General features: G+C 66.3%; 17 protein-coding genes. 10 read left to right on the top strand and 7 right to left on the bottom strand.

The window, feature by feature from the left end:
* Positions 1–4 precede the first annotated feature (4 nt).
* Positions 5–2,410, top strand: coding sequence for a glycoside hydrolase family 2 (locus ASC68_RS00695; protein ID WP_055873254.1), 2,406 nt, complete (start codon positions 5–7; stop codon positions 2,408–2,410).
* Between the two features lie 7 nt (positions 2,411–2,417).
* Complete coding sequence (locus ASC68_RS00690; protein ID WP_055873251.1) at positions 2,418–3,203, top strand: SDR family NAD(P)-dependent oxidoreductase; 786 nt, start codon at positions 2,418–2,420, stop codon at positions 3,201–3,203.
* A gap of 267 nt (positions 3,204–3,470) precedes the next feature.
* On the opposite strand, the gene ASC68_RS00685 is transcribed toward ASC68_RS00690, so the two are convergent.
* Positions 3,471–4,238 carry an FCD domain-containing protein gene (locus tag ASC68_RS00685; protein ID WP_082527795.1) on the bottom strand — a complete coding sequence of 256 codons (768 nt, stop codon included), beginning with the start codon at positions 4,236–4,238 and terminating at the stop codon, positions 3,471–3,473.
* A 184-nt stretch (positions 4,239–4,422) separates the two neighbouring features.
* On the opposite strand from ASC68_RS00685, the gene ASC68_RS00680 reads away from it, so the two are divergent.
* The 4 genes from ASC68_RS00680 to ASC68_RS00665 all read left to right on the top strand — a co-directional run bounded on the left by ASC68_RS00680 (position 4,423) and on the right by ASC68_RS00665 (position 9,290).
* Positions 4,423–5,739: an extracellular solute-binding protein gene (locus tag ASC68_RS00680; RefSeq protein ID WP_055873245.1), complete on the top strand. Its 1,317-nt coding sequence runs from the start codon at positions 4,423–4,425 to the stop codon at positions 5,737–5,739.
* Positions 5,740–6,006: 267 nt separating this feature from the next.
* On the top strand, positions 6,007–7,053 hold the full coding sequence (locus ASC68_RS00675; RefSeq protein WP_055873242.1) for a mannonate dehydratase: 1,047 nt from the start codon (positions 6,007–6,009) through the stop codon (positions 7,051–7,053).
* Positions 7,054–7,146: 93 nt separating this feature from the next.
* Positions 7,147–8,148: a glycosyltransferase family 10 fucosyltransferase gene (locus ASC68_RS00670; protein ID WP_082527793.1), complete on the top strand. Its 1,002-nt coding sequence runs from the start codon at positions 7,147–7,149 to the stop codon at positions 8,146–8,148.
* Positions 8,145–9,290, top strand: coding sequence for a nucleotidyltransferase family protein (locus tag ASC68_RS00665; protein WP_055873237.1), 1,146 nt, complete (start codon positions 8,145–8,147; stop codon positions 9,288–9,290). Before ASC68_RS00670 ends, ASC68_RS00665 begins: the two co-directional genes overlap by 4 nt.
* Here ASC68_RS00665 and ASC68_RS00660 read toward each other — a convergent pair.
* The 6 genes from ASC68_RS00660 to ASC68_RS00635 are packed head-to-tail and all read right to left on the bottom strand — an operon-like array spanning position 9,250 to position 14,464.
* Positions 9,250–10,329, bottom strand: a complete 1,080-nt coding sequence (locus tag ASC68_RS00660; protein ID WP_055873234.1) for a glycosyltransferase family 2 protein — start codon at positions 10,327–10,329, stop codon at positions 9,250–9,252. The two genes, ASC68_RS00665 and ASC68_RS00660, sit on opposite strands and share 41 nt — an antisense overlap.
* Positions 10,330–10,367: 38 nt before the next feature.
* Complete coding sequence (locus ASC68_RS00655; RefSeq protein WP_055873231.1) at positions 10,368–10,556, bottom strand: hypothetical protein; 189 nt, start codon at positions 10,554–10,556, stop codon at positions 10,368–10,370.
* Between the two features lie 51 nt (positions 10,557–10,607).
* On the bottom strand, positions 10,608–11,441 hold the full coding sequence (locus ASC68_RS00650) for a hypothetical protein (RefSeq protein WP_197420989.1): 834 nt from the start codon (positions 11,439–11,441) through the stop codon (positions 10,608–10,610).
* Positions 11,414–11,710, bottom strand: a complete 297-nt coding sequence (locus tag ASC68_RS00645) for a PqqD family protein (RefSeq protein ID WP_055873225.1) — start codon at positions 11,708–11,710, stop codon at positions 11,414–11,416. Before ASC68_RS00645 ends, ASC68_RS00650 begins: the two co-directional genes overlap by 28 nt.
* A 28-nt stretch (positions 11,711–11,738) precedes the next feature.
* Positions 11,739–12,974 (bottom strand): glycosyltransferase family 4 protein, encoded by a 1,236-nt coding sequence (locus tag ASC68_RS00640; protein WP_055873222.1) that lies wholly within the window; start codon positions 12,972–12,974, stop codon positions 11,739–11,741.
* On the bottom strand, positions 12,971–14,464 hold the full coding sequence (locus ASC68_RS00635; protein WP_055873219.1) for a hypothetical protein: 1,494 nt from the start codon (positions 14,462–14,464) through the stop codon (positions 12,971–12,973). Before ASC68_RS00635 ends, ASC68_RS00640 begins: the two co-directional genes overlap by 4 nt.
* Positions 14,465–14,574: 110 nt before the next feature.
* On the opposite strand from ASC68_RS00635, the gene ASC68_RS00630 reads away from it, so the two are divergent.
* The 4 genes from ASC68_RS00630 to ASC68_RS00615 are packed head-to-tail and all read left to right on the top strand — an operon-like array spanning position 14,575 to position 18,092.
* Positions 14,575–15,330 (top strand): hypothetical protein, encoded by a 756-nt coding sequence (locus ASC68_RS00630; RefSeq protein ID WP_055873217.1) that lies wholly within the window; start codon positions 14,575–14,577, stop codon positions 15,328–15,330.
* 28 nt (positions 15,331–15,358) lie between these two features.
* Positions 15,359–16,177: an FkbM family methyltransferase gene (locus ASC68_RS00625; RefSeq protein WP_055873215.1), complete on the top strand. Its 819-nt coding sequence runs from the start codon at positions 15,359–15,361 to the stop codon at positions 16,175–16,177.
* Positions 16,174–17,145, top strand: a complete 972-nt coding sequence (locus tag ASC68_RS00620; RefSeq protein ID WP_055873212.1) for an NAD-dependent epimerase/dehydratase family protein — start codon at positions 16,174–16,176, stop codon at positions 17,143–17,145. Before ASC68_RS00625 ends, ASC68_RS00620 begins: the two co-directional genes overlap by 4 nt.
* A gap of 29 nt (positions 17,146–17,174) precedes the next feature.
* Positions 17,175–18,092, top strand: coding sequence for a nucleoside hydrolase (locus ASC68_RS00615; protein WP_055873209.1), 918 nt, complete (start codon positions 17,175–17,177; stop codon positions 18,090–18,092).
* The last annotated feature ends 46 nt before the right edge of the window (positions 18,093–18,138 follow it).

The raw sequence follows: 18,138 nt of genomic DNA, 5'->3' as shown, positions 1-18,138 counted from the left end.
GCTCATGCATAGCTACGATATCCGCCAGTGGGCCTTCAGCCTCACGGACACGCCGGAGGCCTGGGCCAAGGGCTTCGACGACGCCGCATGGCGCGCCGTCACCGTGCCGCATGACTGGAGCATCGCAGAGGATTTCGCCGAGGGCCATTCGAGCGGCACCGGGTACCTCCCCGGCGGCATCGGCTGGTATCGGGCGCACGTTTCGCTGCGTGAGGTCGGCGATCTCGCCGGCAAGCACGTGCGGCTCAAGTTCGGCGGCGTCTACAAGAACGCCCGGGTCTGGGTGAACGGCTACCATGTCGGCGGCCGTCCCTCGGGCTATGCCGAGTTCTCGTTCGATCTCACCGAAATCCTCTCCTACGCCAATAGCGACGACCTGGTGATCAGCGTCAGGGTCGAGCACACCGATATCTCCGACAGCCGCTGGTACAACGGCTCGGGCATCAACCGGCACGTGACGCTCGAGCTGCATGAGGCGGTGCGCGTCGCCGAATACGGCACGGTGTTCGAGACGCTGACGGCCGACGCCGCTGCAGCCTCGGTCCGCGTCACCCAGCGGCTGGTCAACGACACCGCGGCAGCGCTGGCGGTCGCGCTGCGACACGAGCTGCGCTCGCTCTCGTCGGGCCGGACCGAGATCTTCGAAGCCACGGCGGAACTCTCCGCCGGGGGCTCAGCCGAGATCGTCGCCACGGCTACCGTCCCGCAGCCTGAGCTCTGGTCCGATACCAGCCCGAACCTCTATCGGCTCACCACTACCCTCAGCTGGGGAGCAAATCAGCGCGCCGTCTACGACGAGACTGTCGGCATCCGCACCTTCCGATTCGATGCCAAGCGCGGCTTCTTCATCAATGGCGAGCCGCGCACCCTGAAGGGCGTGTGCCTGCATGAGGATGCCGGACCGTTCGGCACGGCGGTGCCATCAGAGGTGTGGCTGCGCCGGCTGCTGAACCTCAAGCAGCTGGGCTGCAATGGCGTGCGCATGGCGCACAATCCGCATGCGCCAGAGCTTTATCGCCTCTGCGACGCGCTCGGCTTTTACGTCATCGACGAAGCCTTCGACGAATGGGAGAACCCCAAGAACAAGTGGTGGCAGGGGCACAATGTCTACCCACCGCGCCATCAGGGCTATGCCCAGGATTTCCATGAATGGGGCGAGCGCGACCTCGTCAACATGATCGATGCGCACCGCAACCACGCCTCGATCATCGCCTGGAGCACCGGCAACGAGATCGACTACCCCAACGACCCTTATGCCAGTGCCATGTTCGAGGCGATGACCGGCAACAACGACGCCAACAAATCGGCCAAGCAACGCGCCTACGACCCCAACCGCCCCGACGCGCGGCGCCTCGCCACCATCTCGCGGCGCCTCGCTGCCATCGTCAAAGCCAAGGATCCGACCCGGCCGGTGACGGTGGGCGCCGCCTTCCCCGAACTCTCCCGTTACACCGGCTTTCTCGAGCCGCTCGATCTCGTCGGCTACAACTACAAGGAACACCTCTACCCGGCCGATCACCAGAAATTCCCCAGCCAGCCGATCGTCGGCAGCGAGAACGGCCACGGCTATGCCGAGTGGCGCGCCGTCACCGACAACGACTACATTTCCGGCCAGTACCTGTGGACCGGCATCGACTACCTCGGCGAGACCGATCGCTGGCCCCATCACGGCTCGCGCGCCGGGCTGCTGACGCTGGCCGGGTTCGCCAAGCACAGCGCCCAGTTGCGGCGCAGCTGGTGGTCGGATGAGCCGGTGGCCTATATCGCGACGCGCCAGCGCGGCGATGAAAAGAAGAACCTCTGGTCGCACCCGATCGCCCGGTCCTGGGCCGACATCGCCGGTGGCGATGTGGAGGTTATCTGCTTCTCCAACGGCGAACCGCGGCTGAGCTGCGCGGGCGTGGATGTCGCGCTGACCCGCGACGACGAGCACGGCTATTGGGTTGCCGCGGCCTTGCCATCGAACGGGTCGCTGCTGCTGGAGACACGCCGGAACGGTCTGGTGGCGCAGGATACATTCGGCCCACGCGGCGACGCTGTGCGGATCGACGCTGTGGTGTGGCAGGCGCCGGATGACGCCATCCGCCGGTGCGGCGACGCCGGCTTGCCGGGCGACGGCATCATCCAGATCGAATGCACGCTGCGCGACGCGCAGGGCGGGGTGGCGCGCAACGACCTGGCGCTGACGGTCGAGGTGCACGGCGGCGTTCTGCTCGGCATCGAGAGCGGCGACCTCAGCGACAACACACCATACGCAGTGCCCGAGCGGCGCAGCTTCGACGGGCGGGCCATCGTCTTCGTCCGTGCCGGCGAAAACACCTCGCTGCGCCTCAGCGCTCCCGGCCTGCCGGAGCTCCGGCTTCAACCTCTCGAGGCCGGCCTCGCCGGCGAACCCCTCCCAACACGGTGATCTGAACATGCTGATCGATCTCAAGAACAAGGTGGCCATCGTCACCGGCGCCGGCCGCGGCATCGGCAACGAAATCGCCAAGACCCTGGCCGGCGAGGGCGCCATCGTCGTCGTCACCGATATCCGCCAGGAGCTGCTCGATGAGGTCGCCGAGGAGTGGCAGCGTAATGGCTGGCGCGGCCTGCAGCTGCTCTGCGATGTGCGCAAGACCGAGGACAATCGTGCCGCCGTTGCGGCGGTCGAGCAGGCCTTCGGCCGCATCGATATCCTCGTCAACAATGCCGGCGTCGCCGGCGGCGCCCGGGTCGAAGAGCTCTCCGAGGAGACCTGGAACCTCAACCTCGACGTCAACCTCAAGGGCACCTTCCTGATGTGCCAGGCGGTGATCCCGGTGATGAAGCGTCAGCGCTCGGGCCGCATCCTCAACGCCTCGTCTTTCGCCGCCATCATCCCGTCGGTGGGCGGCGCCGCCTATGCCGCCTCGAAATCCGGCGTCGAGGGCCTCACCCGGGTGCTGGCCGGTGAGCTCGGGGCGCACGAGATCACCGTCAACTGCTACGCCCCTGGCATGATCCCGACGGCAATGAACCGCTTCGCCGACCGGACCGATGCCGAAAAGAGCCGCCTGCTCGACACCCTGACGCTCCGCCGCTGGGGCAGCCCCAAGGATGTGGCCAACCTCATCTGTTTCCTCGCGTCGGACCTCGCCTCCTACATCACCGGCACCATGATCGATGTCTCGGGCGGCAAGTTCGCCACCCAGATGCCCTGGGTCAGCCACCGCGAGCCGTAGGGTAGGCTCCTCCCTGAGGCAGGGCTATCGAGCGCTGACAGTAGTTGGATGGCCTTCTCCCCTTGTGGGAGAAGGTGGCCGAAGGCCGGATGAGGGGTTCTCTCCGCGTACCCAGTCGCCCGTCGCTATGCTCCGGCCGCGCTACACTTCGTTGCGCGGACCCCTCATCCGCCCTTCGGGCACCTTCTCCCACAAGGGGAGAAGGCAAGAGGTGCCCATCGCCATCATATGCGATAGGCCCTGCCCCTTGAGGCGCAGACCGCTGCGCTAGGTCGTCGGCGGATCCACATATGCGTCCTGCGGCAGTTCCTTCTGCGTCACCCAGGCCGCCCACCAACCCTTGAGATGGTCGCGCATCGCCGTCTCCGCCGCATCGGGGTCGCGGGCAGCAATGGCGTTGAAGATGTCGGTATGCTGGCGATGCGCGTGCTGTTCGGTGAACGACTCTCGCTGCAGCTTCGAGCGCCGTTCTTCGACCCAGCCGGCAAAGGCATCGTGCACCGCCTCGAAGATCCGGTTGTCTGCGACCTCGAACAAGGTGCGGTGGAACAGCGCGTCGGTGCGGACGAACTCGTGCCGGTCGCCGATAGCGCGGCCATTGCCATCGAGCCGCTCGCGCAGCAGCGCCAGCTGTGCGTCGGTGATGTTTTTTGCCGCGTTGCGCGCCATTGCCTGCTCGAGGAATGAGCGGGCGGCGAACAGGTCCTTGAACGTCTCGCCGTCCTGCAGCGACAGGTGAATGACGCTGTCGAGCGATTCCAGCACGCTGAAGACATCGGGCTTGCGCACCCGGGCTCTCCGGCCGTTCTCGGTTTCGATCAGCCCCTTCTTCTCGAGGAACAGAAACGCCTCGCGCACTGAGGGCCGGCCGGTCTCGAAGGTTTCCATCAGGTCTCGTTCCGAGGGCAGGCGGTCCCCCGGCTTCAATCGTCCATCGCGGATCGCCGCCTCGAGGCGAGCCGCCACCACCTCGTACAGCTTGGGGCGGGATATCGGCGCCAGTCCGAGACCTTGGCTGGAATCGCCTTCGTTCATCGAGTGTCCTTAGCTTGGTTGGCCGCCAGCATAACCAAAACGGATGAGCCCACAAGACTTGATGTCATGCCATCATGCTGTTACCTGTCATACCAGTTTGGTGAGGTGGAGAGGAGGGTGGACGGCGCTGGCGCACAGCGTTCGCCTGCCGCCGCCAGCACCGTTCACGTGGGAGGGAAAAGCAGTGAATGAGACCTTGAACCGAGCCGGCTGGACGCGCCGGCGGGTGCTGGCAAGCGCGGCGGGCGGCGTGGCCCTCGCGGCCGCCGGAGCATTCCCGATGCCGGCCATCGCGCAGTCGAAGAAGCTGACCTATTGGGGCGGTCTGGTGCTGAGCGACACCGCCCACAAGCTGCTGATCGACGCTGTGACCGCCTGGGGCGCGGCCAACAATGTCGAGACCGAGGTCGTCTTGATCAACGTCAACGAGATCACCCAGAAGGTCTCGGCCGCGATCGCCTCCGGCACGCTCCCTGATGTCTTCGATGTCGGGCTCGAGCTCCTGACGCTGCTGTCGCGGCAGGATGTCTTCGCCAAGGTCGACGACGTCTATGAGCGGATCGGCAACGCCCATGGTGGCTGGTTCGAAGGTCCGGCCAAGGCCAGCGACATGACCGCCGTAGCCGGGGGCCGCACCGCCATTCCGTTCGGTGTCAGCGGCAACCTGCTGATGCGGCGCAAGGACCTGCTGGAGCCCGCCGGCTTCACCGAGCCGCCCAAAACCTGGGATGAACTGGTGACCCAGGCTGTGGCGATCAACAAGCCGCCGCTTTCCGGCCTCGGCCTCGCACTCTCCAATGTCGGTGACGGGAACCTCCAGACCAGCGTGCTGCAGTCCTTCGGCGGTCGCATCGCTGACGATGCAGGTAAGAAAGTGATGCTCGACTCCCCCGAGACCCGCCTCTGGCTCACCTGGCTGAAGGACGCCTGGGACAAGGGGCTGTTCGCGCCGGGCAGCACCGTCTGGGATGGCTCGGGCGACAACCAGGCTTACCTCTCGGGCCAGGTCGGCTTCATCGCCAATACCGGCTCGGTGGCCGTGGCGGCCCGTAAGGACGATCCTGAGTTGTTTGAGCAGACCGGCTTCTCGGCTTTGCCAGCCGGTCCGATCGGCACCATCTCGCCGGTCAGCCCGCAAAGCCGCGTCATCAATGCCAAGAGCCCGCTGGTCGAAGAGGGCAAATCGCTGCTCGAGCACCTCGCCAACTCCGAGTTCATGAACGAGTACTTCCAGTACGCCATCTGGGGGCCGGTGCTGAAGGACCAGGAAAAGCTCCCCGCTTTCGACGGCTCCAACACCATCCTCAATGGTCTGCTCGATCTGGCCAAGACCGGCACGCCACCCGCTTATCCGGATGTGTTCAACGCCGCCTATGCCGACATGTCGGCCAACTTCATCATCCCCAAGCTGGCGCAGCGCGTGGTGGTCGACGGTTGGGATTTCGACAAGGCCATCGCCGAAGGCCAGGCCTCGACCCAGGCGATTTACGACAAGTACTGATCCGGTGGGCGGGCACCCCTGAACGATCCGCGCGCTTGGCTACCCCTCACCCCGCGGTGAGGCCTCCGGCCTCATCCGCCGCCCTCTCCCCAAAGGGGCGAGGGGACGCACTTTGCACCGGCAGTGCCACAACGCCCCCTCGCCCCTTTTGGGGAGAGGGTCGGGGTGAGGGGCGCCAAGCGCACCGGACCATGACTGTTTCAACTCAACGTTCCGCCTTTCGCGGGGCGGCCGGCGAACGTCGACCGAATTTTGGAGAAAGAGAGAATGGGTATCAGAGCGGCGGTGGGTCAGTTTCACGACCTGACCGAGGAGCGGTTGCGCTTCGCCAAACAGATCGGTGTCACCGGCTTGCAGATGAACAACCCGGCGCTGCCCGGCGACGGCAAATGGGCCGAACAGGATGTCCGCGAGCTGGCCGACAAGGTCCGCGAGGCCGGGCTGACCTTCGAGGCGATCGAGAACGTGCCGTCGCAGTTCTACATGAAGGCGATGCTGGGCCTCGAGGGCCGCGACGAGCAAATCGAGAACTACCAGGCGACGATCCGCGCCGTGGCCCGCGCCGGCATCCCGGTGCTGGGGCTGCACTTCATGCCCAACTCGGTCTGGACCACCGACTATGTCGGGGTGACCCGCGGCGGCGCCACGGCGCGTAAGTTCGACATGGCGGTCGTCGAGGCCAACAGCGAGAACATGGAACTGCTGCGCAGCTTCATGCCGACCGGCCTCGGCAGGCTCTCGGGCATGCCTTTGTTCGGCAAGGATGGCCCCTTCGTTTCCGAAGCGCAGATGTGGAGTAACTACAGCTACTTCATGCGCGCCGTGCTGCCGGTGGCGGAGGAAGAGGGGCTGCGGCTGGCGCTCCATCCCGACGATCCGCCGGTGCCGATGCTGGGCGGCGTGGCGCGGCTGTTCTACAAGCCCGACAACTTCAAGAAGGCCTATGAGCTGTTCGGCCAGTCGCCGAGCTGGGCGCTCGATCTCTGCCTCGGCTGCTGCTCGGAAATGATCGGCGGCAAGCAGAACGTCACCGAGATGATCGAGTTCTTCGCCCCCAAGGGCCGCATCGCCTATATCCACTTCCGCGATGTGCAGGGGACCGTCCCGAACTTTACCGAGTGCTTCATCGGCGACGGCAACTACGACCCGGCCGAGGTGATCGCGCTGCTCGCCGAGAACGGTTTCGACGGCTTCCTGCTCGACGATCACGTGCCCAAGATGGATGGCGACAGCGACTGGAACCACCGCGGCCGCGCCCATGCCATCGGTTACATGCAGGGCCTGATCCGCATGCTCGAGTTCAGTCGCAGGTAGCTGGCGCGCTGATCACCCGCGGGAAGCGAGGCCGGTTGCAGCCTGGCGTTTTGCCCGTTACCTCAGCAGGCACGCCTCAGGAGGAGCAGCTTCGTGGCCGGCCCCCTTATCTTGTTCCGAACCCCGTATTTTCGCGGCCCGGTGCCGCTGGCAGGCGTGCCCGACGCGCTGCGGGACCACTTCACCGCCGATCAGGCGCGGCTCAGGGAAGCCGATGCCGTGGTGTTCCACATCCCGGACTGGCGCCCCACGCAACTGCACGATACGCCGAAATATCCCGGCCAGCTCTGGGTGCTCTGGTCGATGGAAAGCGCGGTGAACTACCCGCGCATGGTCGATCCGGCCTTTCTCCGCCATTTCGACCTGCTCGTCACCTACGAGCGGACCGCCGATATCTGGTCGTCGTACCTTCCGCCGATGGCCCAGTGGCGAGCCGCCCTGCAGATGCCGCAGTCGTCCAAGCCGGAGGCGGCGCCGCTCGTGCTGTTCCAGTCAGCACTCATTGACGGCTGCGGCCGCAACGCCTTCTCCGGCGCCCTGATGCGCCGGATCCCCGTCGACTCCTATGGCAGGGTCTATCGCAACCGCACCCTGGCCGAGGACCTGGGGCGGCAGAGCAAGCTGGACACGATCTCGCGCTATCATTTCTGCCTGTCGCTCGAGAATTCGTTGTCGCCTGACTATGTGACCGAGAAGCTGTTCGACCCGCTGCTGGTTGGGACCGTGCCAGTTTATCGCGGCGCCCCCAACGCCGCCGAGTTCGCCCCCGAGCATTCCTATATCGACGCCGAGGCCTATGGGGGACCCAAGGGCCTCGCAGACTATTTGCGCCACCTGCTGCAGAGTCCGGCCGAGTACGCCGCCTATTTTGCCTGGCGTCAGCGGCCGCTGCCCGATTGGATCGAGGAGAAGCTTCGGGCCTCGGCGACCTCGTGCTGGCTTCGCCTGCTCGAGCGCGTCGATACCGCCCGTACCGGACGGCGGAGCGGGCGGGCGGCGCTGCCCTTCGGTTTTCGAGCTGCACTCTCGGCCCGCACCACGCGGCTGCTGCGCCGGCTTGGCGGCCGGCAGTCACCGCCGGTACAGTTCCAATGACGGAGCGCCCGCCCGTCAACCTGCAGGAGCTGCTCGTCGCCTGTCTGCGGTTCGATGGCGCCGAGGGCGATCAAGCCCTGGCTGGCCGCATCGCGGCTGCAGGGTGGGAGCAGCTGCTCGGCCATGCCGACGAGCTGCGCCTTGCTTCGGTGCTGATCACGGCAGTCATGCGTCGCCGTCTCGCGCCACCGGTGCCGCCGCTGACCCTGCCTGATGGACGCAAGACCATTACCAAGGCGCTGCAGCAACGCTGGACCGATCACCTGGCGCGTCGCGCCATCATGCGGCAGCGCCTTGACGAGATCGTCGCAGCCCTGCGGCGCGAGGATGTCGTCCCGTTGGCGCTGAAAGGCGGCCGATCGATCGTCACCGGCGCGCCGGACTGGCGGCACCTGCGCGACCTCGACCTGCTGGTCGCGCCGGCTGAGGCGCAGCGCGCCCAGCAGATCGTCCTGGCGCTCGGCTATCGTCCGGCCGGCGAGCCCCGTCCCCGGCTGATCCATCATCATCTGCACGAGCTGTACCGCGCCGACATGCCCGGCTGGATCGAAATTCACCGGCGCGGCGGCCCCTCGCGCGTCGAGCAGTTCCTTCCCTCTGCCGAGCTGCTGGCCGCAGCCATTGACCCCTCGCCGGGCAATACGGGCGCTATGGTCCTGCCGGACCATCTGCATGTCCTGCACGGCATCGTCCACCACCATGTCGGCCACCGCGCCGTGAAGCACGCCACCATCGAGCTCAAGGCGCTTTACGAGTTCGCCGCCGCGGTCATCGACATGGACGAGGGCGGGCGACGCCAACTGGCCGAGCGCGCCGCGCGGCATCCGCGCCTGCTTGCGATCCTCGAGCTCTGGACGGCGGCGGCAAGCGATTTGCTGGGCATGCCGGTGGCGGTGCCGCTGCACCTGCCGACGGATTCGATCGCGTGGTGGGCCAGCATGTGCCGGGCGACGCCGGACGCGCCGTCACCGGGGATCGGGCCGGAACTGCGCGCGGCCACGTCTGCCGAGCGGATGCGCCGGGCAGCCGGCGGCGACAGCGCCCTGCGCCGGTTCTACTGGCGGCTGACCATGCCGCTGACCTTCGTCAAGCGGCCGATGCTCATGCCAACGCTGCGGCGCCGCCCAGCGCCATCGCCTTGACGCGATATTCCTGAACCCCCGGGGCAGCCCGGGCGGCGCGAGCAAACGCTTCGGCGGCCTCGGCGCGATCTCCAAGGCGGAGCAGAGCAACGCCCATCAGATCGTGGGCATAGGCGCCGAAGATCCGCCGGTCATGCGCGACGTCGTCGACGATTGTTTCCGGGTCCTGCGCCAGGAGCAGGCGGAGGTCGCCGATGGCGGCTTCCAGAGCTCCGGCGTTGATCCGGGCGCGGGATCGCAGGAACAGCAGCGACCAGTTCTTCGGGTGAAGGTTCAGTCCGGCATCGATCAGGTCGCGCGCGTCTTCGCCGCGTTGCACCCGCAGCCGTGCCTGAGTGTAGATCAGCGCACTAGCCATCACCTGGCTGACCTGCCCGGATGCTCTCGCACGGGCGAGGCCCTCCTCAGCGGCCGCGATCGCCTCCCCGATCTGTCCCAATCCCGCCAGCGTGTCGGCCAGGTCTTTCCAGTAGTAGCTGCGATCGGGATCGCGCTCGACCGAGGCCTGCAGCCAAGGCAGGTTGCGGCGGTACTTGGCGATCATGTCGCCGTCATAGCCGAGGTGGATCAGCCTGGCCGATGCATCGACCACGCGTGCATCCTCTTCGCGCTGCAAAACAGCCAGGTCGGGCAGGATCGTCTCGTGCATGGCGCCCTTGAACCGCAGCCGAGGATCGTTCCGAAACAACCGGAACTCGCGGTAGAGCGTGCTGTTGCTGCTCACCCGGAACAGCAGCCGGGCGGCATAGGCGTCGGGGGCATCGAGCCCGACGCGCAGGTCATCGCGCGTGGTTTCGACCAGGCGTTCGTCCGCGTCGATGTAGAGGATCCACTCCGAGCCGGCCGCCTCGAGGCCGAAGTTGCGGGCGGCCGCAAAATCATCGTGCCACGCATACTCGAGGATGCGGGCCCCATGCGCCCTGGCGATGTCGATGGAGGCATCGGTGGAGCCGGTGTCGACGATCACGATCTCGTCCACCAGCCCCTGCAAAGATTTCAAGCAGCCGTCGAGAAACGGCTGCTCGTTCTTGACGATCATGCACGCGCTGATCCCGAGACCAGCGCGTGGCCTCGAGTTCACGAACTGGTCGAATTCGGTATGGCGGCCAGCGCCGGGCTCACCGTCAGGCCGTCGATAGCAAACGACACCACCACGGGAACGGCGAACGCCGAAGTGGTCACCAGCTTGCGCAGCGCGTCGCGGCGACCCTGGTCAACAGTCTCGAGCGCCTGCTCGAGACGCGCACTCTCGCTCTTTTCAGACATCGCAACCCCTGATCATCTACTCGGTGACGAAGTGTTGCGCTGCAACGCGGCTTACGTCAACTGGGATGCTATTGAGGACAGGTGCCATTCTGCTGTCGCGAGGTCTCCGAGCAACAGTTGGTAAGCCGGCACTTCCATCGCGATACGCCGCAAGCGACCCGCGGCAATGGCCACGCCGCCCTGTGGCAGCAAGACCTCGGTCATCAGGCGCCCGAACGCGTCCTTTCCGGTGATCGGCCTGGCCACAGACCGGCCGCCGTGATTGGCGACGAGCAACACCACGGCATCGAGGTTACCGGGGCGAATCACCCATGGCCGTCCGCCAATCGTGGGACTGATCGATCGGATAACGGAACCGTCCCAGTTGTTAATGGATGGCGCCTCCCAGATGTGTTCCGGCAGGCCAGGCACCAGCCTCAGGCTTCCCTCCTTGATTCGCAAGGTTCGCGGGCGCGCGACAACCTCACTCTCGCGGATCACCAGATGCTCGTCACCCTCGACGTCATGGCCGGCCAGCGACAGGTGCAGCGCGAGCGTACTCTTGCCCGAGCCCTTGTGCCCCACCAGCAGGATGCGGCGACTGCCGATCATGACGGTCGCGCCATGGATGAAGGGAGTGTGCCGCTCGCCCTCGATGAGGTCGACGAGCACGATCCGGTGCATGGCGCTGACCAGATGGTTCGGCGTGCCCTCCACCAGTTCACCTGAGGGCATGGTGGCGACCAGAAAACCGTCGCGGAAGCGCACCGGAATATCGAGAACCTCGAGCGGCAGAGCCGGCAACTCTGGCGCCGCTTCGATGAAGCGCAACAGCGAAGCGACCTCGTCGGAGGGGGGATGCAGCCGATACTCTCGCCTCAGGGTGCGGCAGACGATGGGGCGCAAACCACCAGTCCTTCATCGAGCAGCGAGGTGAGGCACTCCTTGACTGCCTCGGTCGGCGCCACGTCGAGGCCGAACGCATCGGCGATGAAGGCCTCGATCTCGCCGGCCGTCTTGTTGAGGCCGCACAGTTCGAACACGATCAGCGCGGTCGGATTGAGGAAGTGCACGCGCTCGCGTTCGTTCTGGTAGACCATGGCGCCATCCGGCACGCGATTGACCTCGATGCCATCGACGGAACTGAACTTCGTATCGGGTGCGATCCCAGTCATCGCATCTGGTCTCCCTGTGGCCGGCTGGTCATGTAGCTGCAATTTCCGAGAGGCGGCAAGCGAGCCGTTCGATGACGGCGGCCCGCTGATACTGCGCTCGGACGAGTGATAATGCGGCCCCCACCCGGGTGGCGCTGGCGCGGGCATCGACGACGGTGTTGAGCGCCGCCTCGGCGAGCCCGGCGACACTGTCGGCGAGCAGCAAGTGCTTGCCGCTTTCGAACGGCAGCCCCCTGGCGCCGAGGGTGGTTGCGACCAGCGGCACCCGGTGCGCGGCGGCTTCCAGCAGTTTCAGCCGCGTGCCGGCGCCAGCGCGGAGCGGCGCAAGAAACACCGTGGCTCGGCCATAGGCGTCGGCGACGTCCTCGATATCGGGCTCAACCGCGACACCATCCCGCTGCCCAAGCTGGGCAACCCGGCCGGCATCGCGCCCTACGATCAGCAGACGCAGCGGACGAGCCGTATGGCGTTGGATGAGAGGCCAGATCTCCTCAACGAGCCAGTTGGCCGCATCGACGTTCGGTGCGTAGCCGAACGAGCCGAGAAACAGCAGCGTCGCGCCATCATCTCGCCGATGGGTTTCGGCCGGCACATTCACCGCGTTCTCGATGACCTCGAGCCCGGCGGTCGTCGGGTGGCGTTGCTCGATCAGAGCTGCATCGAGCCGGCTCGAGATGAACCGGGCAGCAAAGCGCGGGGCTTGCCGCCCGATGAGTGCGGCCATGGCGTCGGCCTCCGCCGCTGCCCAGGCCGAACCGACCGGATCGCCCGGCTCCAAAGTTGCGGCGATCTCACGGTGGGAGGTCCACTCGTCCTCATCGAGATCAACGGTCGCTCGTGCGGCGTCGAGCACCTGAAGCGCGTCGCCCAGATAGGAGCGCCCGAGGTGAACGAGGTCATAGCGCTGCGCTCCGACCGCGGCGCGCAGCTCCGCGAGGACCGGCGACGACAGGTGGCTGGCGAGCGAACTACGACCGTAACTACGGAAGGCCGAGAGGCGCGCCGCCTGATCGGCGAGGCGCGCCAGCAGGCTGAAGTGGGTATCCTGCCGCCCGGCGACCGGAATGACCGTGGCGGGGACGCCAAGCTCATCGGGCAACGCGGCCGGAGCGTCGTCCCGCCCGACCACCGGCAGGACGACGAGACGCGTCTCGAAGCTCCGGCTCAGCGCTTCGAGAAACATCCCCTGCCGCATGGCGAGGCCGTTGCCCGACCGTGCCGGCATGATCGGTGTGATGTGCAGGGCCCGCGGCCGCTCGCTCATTCCGGGATCTCGGCCCGGATATAGCCGGTTTCGAACTTCAGGGTTCGATCGACCCTGCTGAGCGGGGGCGGTGGTGTGACCCGCTCCGCCAGGTCCAGCAACCGGCTCGCGATAATCGGATCGGTCTGCAATCCGGCGAGCGTCGCGATCCGCTCCCTGACCCCGGGCAGCACCGCAGCGATGAGGCCGAGCGCATCCACCAGCTGTTGCGACACGCCGGCCGGGCCGCCGAACGCGCCGCCGGCGCGCAGCAGCTCATCGACGAGGCCCGGCGCGGGCAGGGCGGCAGGCTCCGCTCCGGCAACGCCGTAAAGGCTGACGTCGACGATCGGCACCCGGTGGCGCTGCCCGCGCCAGATCCGATCGTCGCCACGTTCAAGCACATAGCCGGGCCGACCACTGCCGGTGAGAACGAGCTTGTGGCTGCCTCCGCTATCCTCGACCCACCAGTGCCGGCGGTCGACCGCGCGGCCGCTGCCGACCTCGGCATGCTCTCCCAACCGGATGGTGAACGCCGGCTCGTCAGCGGATTCGAGCACGAACTCACCTGCGGCGATCAGCTCCTGTTCCACTGCGCGCGCACCGAGGCTGCGGTCGGGAGCGGTGAACGCGTGCCCACTCCAGCGCCGCTCCAGCTCGGCCATCGCCGCGAGGCAGGCGGCCTCATGCTGGAAGCCGAACAGCTTCCGCTGCTCACCGCCATATTGCCATTTCGCATTGGTCCGGTGCTGGAACAGGGCGTTGCCGGAAAAGTCCCGCTGCACCAGCATGAACTCGTCGGTATAGGGGCGATGTGGCACCAGCGCATAGGGCGCGCCCAGCATCTGCCAGGCGAGGAGGTAAGTATCCTTGTCGCCATAGATGAGCCGATAGAGATCTGCGGCGGCCTCATTGAGCCGAACCGCCGCCCAGAGCGCTGCTGCGTGGCGCCGGCGATCGACCAGCACCTGCCCACTCTCGAGCGATACGGCGCGTTGCGCTTCGAGCCCGAGCAGCGGCCATATGGCGTTGTCGCGCCTCAAATCGACGATATCGGGCCAGAACACCGCACCGGCCTCGACATATTCAGGCCAGTCGAAACAGGCCGCCGGGTCCGAAACCGGTACCTGGTCGGCATCGAGCAGCAAGGCTTCGGCAAAGCCGCTATGCAGCAAGGCAAACGATTTGAGCTGCCAGCCGTCCCGGATATTGGCCCCGGTCGCGGCAATAACCGGATTGGCGTCGACCAGCCGCACGCCGAGGGGTTCGATCAACGCCGCCATCGCCGCAGAGACCTCGGCCTGGCCGAAATACCAGAGCTCCACCGGCAGCTCGGATTTCAGCGCGTGGCGCAGCATGTGAACCAGCACATAGGCATTGGTGAAGATCCGGGCGCCGCCCGCGACGATCACCAGGCCGCGTCCCTGCCCCTGAAGCGGGGCCGGCGACGACGCTCTGATGTCAGCGGCCAGACGGCGGATGCGCTCCGCAGCTGCTGCTTGATCGGTCATGACGTCCCCCTGCAACTGGCACGGATTACCTGTCGACGGCCGCTTGCGCCTTCTGCGTTCATTAGATTTTATCGCGCCGCAAGGGGCAATAATGTCCGCGCTGGAATCGAATGCTTCCCAAAGTTCTCATCCTCACGCCAGTCAAAGGGGCCGCCGGGCACCTGCCGCGCTACACCGAACTCGTCGAGCAGCTGGATTGGCCTAAAGACCGGCTTTCAGTCGCCTTGCTGGAAGGCGACAGCAAGGACGGCACCTTTGCCGTCGCCGAGACGCTGCTGCCACGACTGCGCCAGCGGACTCGCAGGGCCGAGCTGTTCCAGCGCGATTTCGGCTTCAACATCCCCGATGGCGTGCCGCGCTGGGCCCCCGCCTTCCAGCTGATGCGGCGCGCCGTGCTGGCGCGGGCCCGCAATCACCTGCTGTTTCGGGCCCTCGATGACGAGGATTGGGTGCTGTGGATCGATGTCGACGTGATCGACTACCCGGCTGACGTGCTGCGCCGGTTGCTGGCGACCGGGTTCGATATCGTGGTGCCCAACTGCGTGAAACGACCGGGCGGCAAGACCTTTGACGAGAACAACTGGGCAGCGGAAGGGACCGTGACGCTGTCGGACCGCCGGGGCAGCGGCGCCATGCGCCTCGATGCGGTGGGCGGCACCATGCTGCTGGTCCGGGCCGACCTGCACCGGGATGGCCTGGTGTTTCCGTCTTACCCCTATGGCGTTGCCAGTGCGCGCATCCGCAGCCGCCACCCGGTCTGGGGCAAGGGCGAGATCGAGACCGAAGGGCTTGGCGCCATGGCGGCCGATATGGGGATCCAGTGCTGGGGCCTGCCGGACCTCGAGATCATCCACGCCAATGAGTAGACTGTTTCGGGGAGCAGCGTCTCCGGTCATGGTCGAGCTGATCGGCCTGCCGCGCTTCCGGATGGTAACGCATGGCAGAGGCGATATCTTCGTCTCAAGGGTGATCGAGGACTGGGGCAGCTGGGAAGTCAGCAACACCGCGCTGCTGCTGCAGGTGCTCGGCCAGCCGGCCGACTTCATCGATATCGGCGCCAATATCGGCTGGTTCACCCTGGTTGCGGCGCACGCCCTCAGCGGACGCGGACAGGTTCACAGCTTCGAGCCCGACCCCGCCCATCTCGCAAAGCTCCGGGCCAATGTCTCCGCCAATCACCTCGAAAACGTCACCATCAATAGCTGTGCCCTTTCGGACAGAAATGGTGACGCGCGCCTCTATCTGAACGCGGTCAACCGCGGCGACAACAGCTTGCTGCCGAGCATCGAGAGGTCGGGCTCGACGCTGGTGCGGCTGCAGCGGCTCGACGACTACGACGGGCTGAGCCGCGAGCGTCCGCTGATCGTCAAGCTCGACGTACAGGGCAGCGAGATCGATGTGCTGACGGGAGCGCGGACGTTGCTGACCAGCTACCCACATGACGTGGTGCTGTTCTGCGAGGTGTCGCCGTCGGCCCTGGCGGCGGGCGGGCGTCGCACCGCCGAGCTCGCGGCGCTGCTCGATGAGTTCGGCTTTGCCGCGGCCTTTGTCGATCGGGCGCGTCCCCGGATCATCCCGATGAGTTGGCAGCGACTGGTCGACCATCAGGAAGACGACAATCGGCGTCACCCGGGCGCAGATTGCGATATAGTCGCCTTCCGTCGGATCGATGGCTTGATGGCACCGATCTTCACAATGCGGGGGACATCGTGACGCGAAAGATACTGGTTCTGGGAGCTGGGGGCTTTATCGGTGCTCATCTGGTTCGCCGGCTGGCGAACGAAGGCAATGAGGTACACGGCGCCGACCTCAAGCGGTCCGAGTTCTCGGCTTCGGCCGCCTATCGGTTCATGATCGCCGACCTCCGCGATCCGCTGGCCTGTGCCGAGGTGTTCGACCGGGGCTATGACGAGGTCTACCAGCTGGCCGCCGATATGGGGGGCGCCGGCTACATCTTCACCGGCGAGAACGACGCGCAGATCATGCGCAACTCGGCAGCGATCAACCTCAACGTCGTCGCCGCCTGCGAGCGCACGCGCGCCGGCCGGCTGTTCTATTCCTCTTCCGCCTGCATCTATCCGGCGCGCAACCAGGTCGATCCTGATCACCCCGATTGCAGCGAGGACTCGGCCTATCCCGCCGCCCCCGACAGCGAGTACGGTTGGGAAAAGCTGTTCTCGGAGCGGCTCTATCTTGCCCAGGCGCGGAACCACGGCATGCTGGCGCGGATTGCCCGCTTTCACAATGTGTTCGGGCCGGAAGGCGCCTGGCGCGGCGGGCGCGAGAAGGCGCCGGCCGCCATCTGCCGCAAGGTGGCGGAGGCCCGCGACGGCGACGAGATCGAGGTCTGGGGCGACGGCGAGCAGACCCGGTCGTTCCTCTATGTCGATGAGTGTCTCGAGGGCTCCATCCGCCTGGCGCGCTCCGATGTCACGAGCCCGGTGAATGTCGGCTCGGACGAGATGGTCAGCATCAACCAGCTGGTGGACATGGTGGCGGCGATCGCCGGCAAGCGACTGTCGAAACGCCACATCTCCGGCCCCACCGGGGTGCGCGGCCGGTCCTCCGACAACCGCTTCATCGAGCACAGCCTCGGCTGGCGCCCCAGCATGCCGCTCCGGGCGGGGCTCGAAAAGACCTATGGCTGGATCGAAAGCCAGGCTCACGCCGTCCCTGCCTGAGCCGTCCGACAATCAACGAGGAGCATGACGTGTCGCTGTCCGATGCCGATCGGCTGATGCTGTTGACCCCGCGCGCCGGCCGGCTGCGGGCGGTGCTCGATACCGACACCTACAACGAGATCGACGACCAGTATGCGCTGGTCCAGGCAGTGCTGTCGCCTGAGCGGATCGGCCTCGAGGCGATCGATGCCGCCCCGTTCCACAATTCACGTTCCGATGGTCCCGGCCATGGCATGGAATTGAGCCATGGCGAGATTCTGGAGTTGTTGCAGCGGCTCGACATCTCGCCCGAGGGTTTCGTCTATCGCGGCGTCAGCGACTATGTCGGCCCCGGCAAAGTCGCCCGACCGGCAGCGGCGGTGGACGACCTGATTGTCCGAGCCCGCGCCGGCTCGATCGATGATCCGCTCTACGTCATCGCCATCGGCGCCATCAGCAACGTCGCCTCGGCGCTGCTCAAGGCGCCCGACATCATCGATCGCACCGTCGTCGTCTGGCTCGGCGGGCATGCGCTCGATTGGCCGCACCAGCGCGAGTTCAATCTGAAGCAGGATGTCGGCGGCGCCCAGGTGCTGTTCGACAGCGGCGTGCCGCTGGTGCTGGTGCCCTGCATGGGCGTCACCTCGCACCTGCACAGCACCGTCGCCGAGATCGAGCGGTACGTCGAACCCTGCGGCGATATCGGCAAGTTCCTCGCCATGCGGTTCAAGGAGTATTCTGAGGATCACCTCGGCTGGTCCAAGGAAATCTGGGACATGGCGGCGGTCGCCTGGCTGCTCGATGCGGACTGGACCCCGAGCGTCCTGGTGCCGACGCCGATCCTCACCACCGAGATCACCTACAGCACCGATCGCGCGCGCCACCCGATGCGCTACGTCACCCATGTCCCCCGCGACCCGATCCTCAGGGACTTTTTCCTGAAGCTGCAGGCCGCGACGGCGTTGTAGCGAGAGGGCCTCGGGCGAGCTGATCCACTGCGAAGTGAGCGAAACT

The sequence above is a fragment of the Devosia sp. Root105 genome, assembly GCF_001424865.1.
Lineage (GTDB): Bacteria > Pseudomonadota > Alphaproteobacteria > Rhizobiales > Devosiaceae > Devosia_A.
Note: the sequence above shows the minus strand (reverse complement) of the source record. Positions and strands in the feature narration are given on the sequence as shown.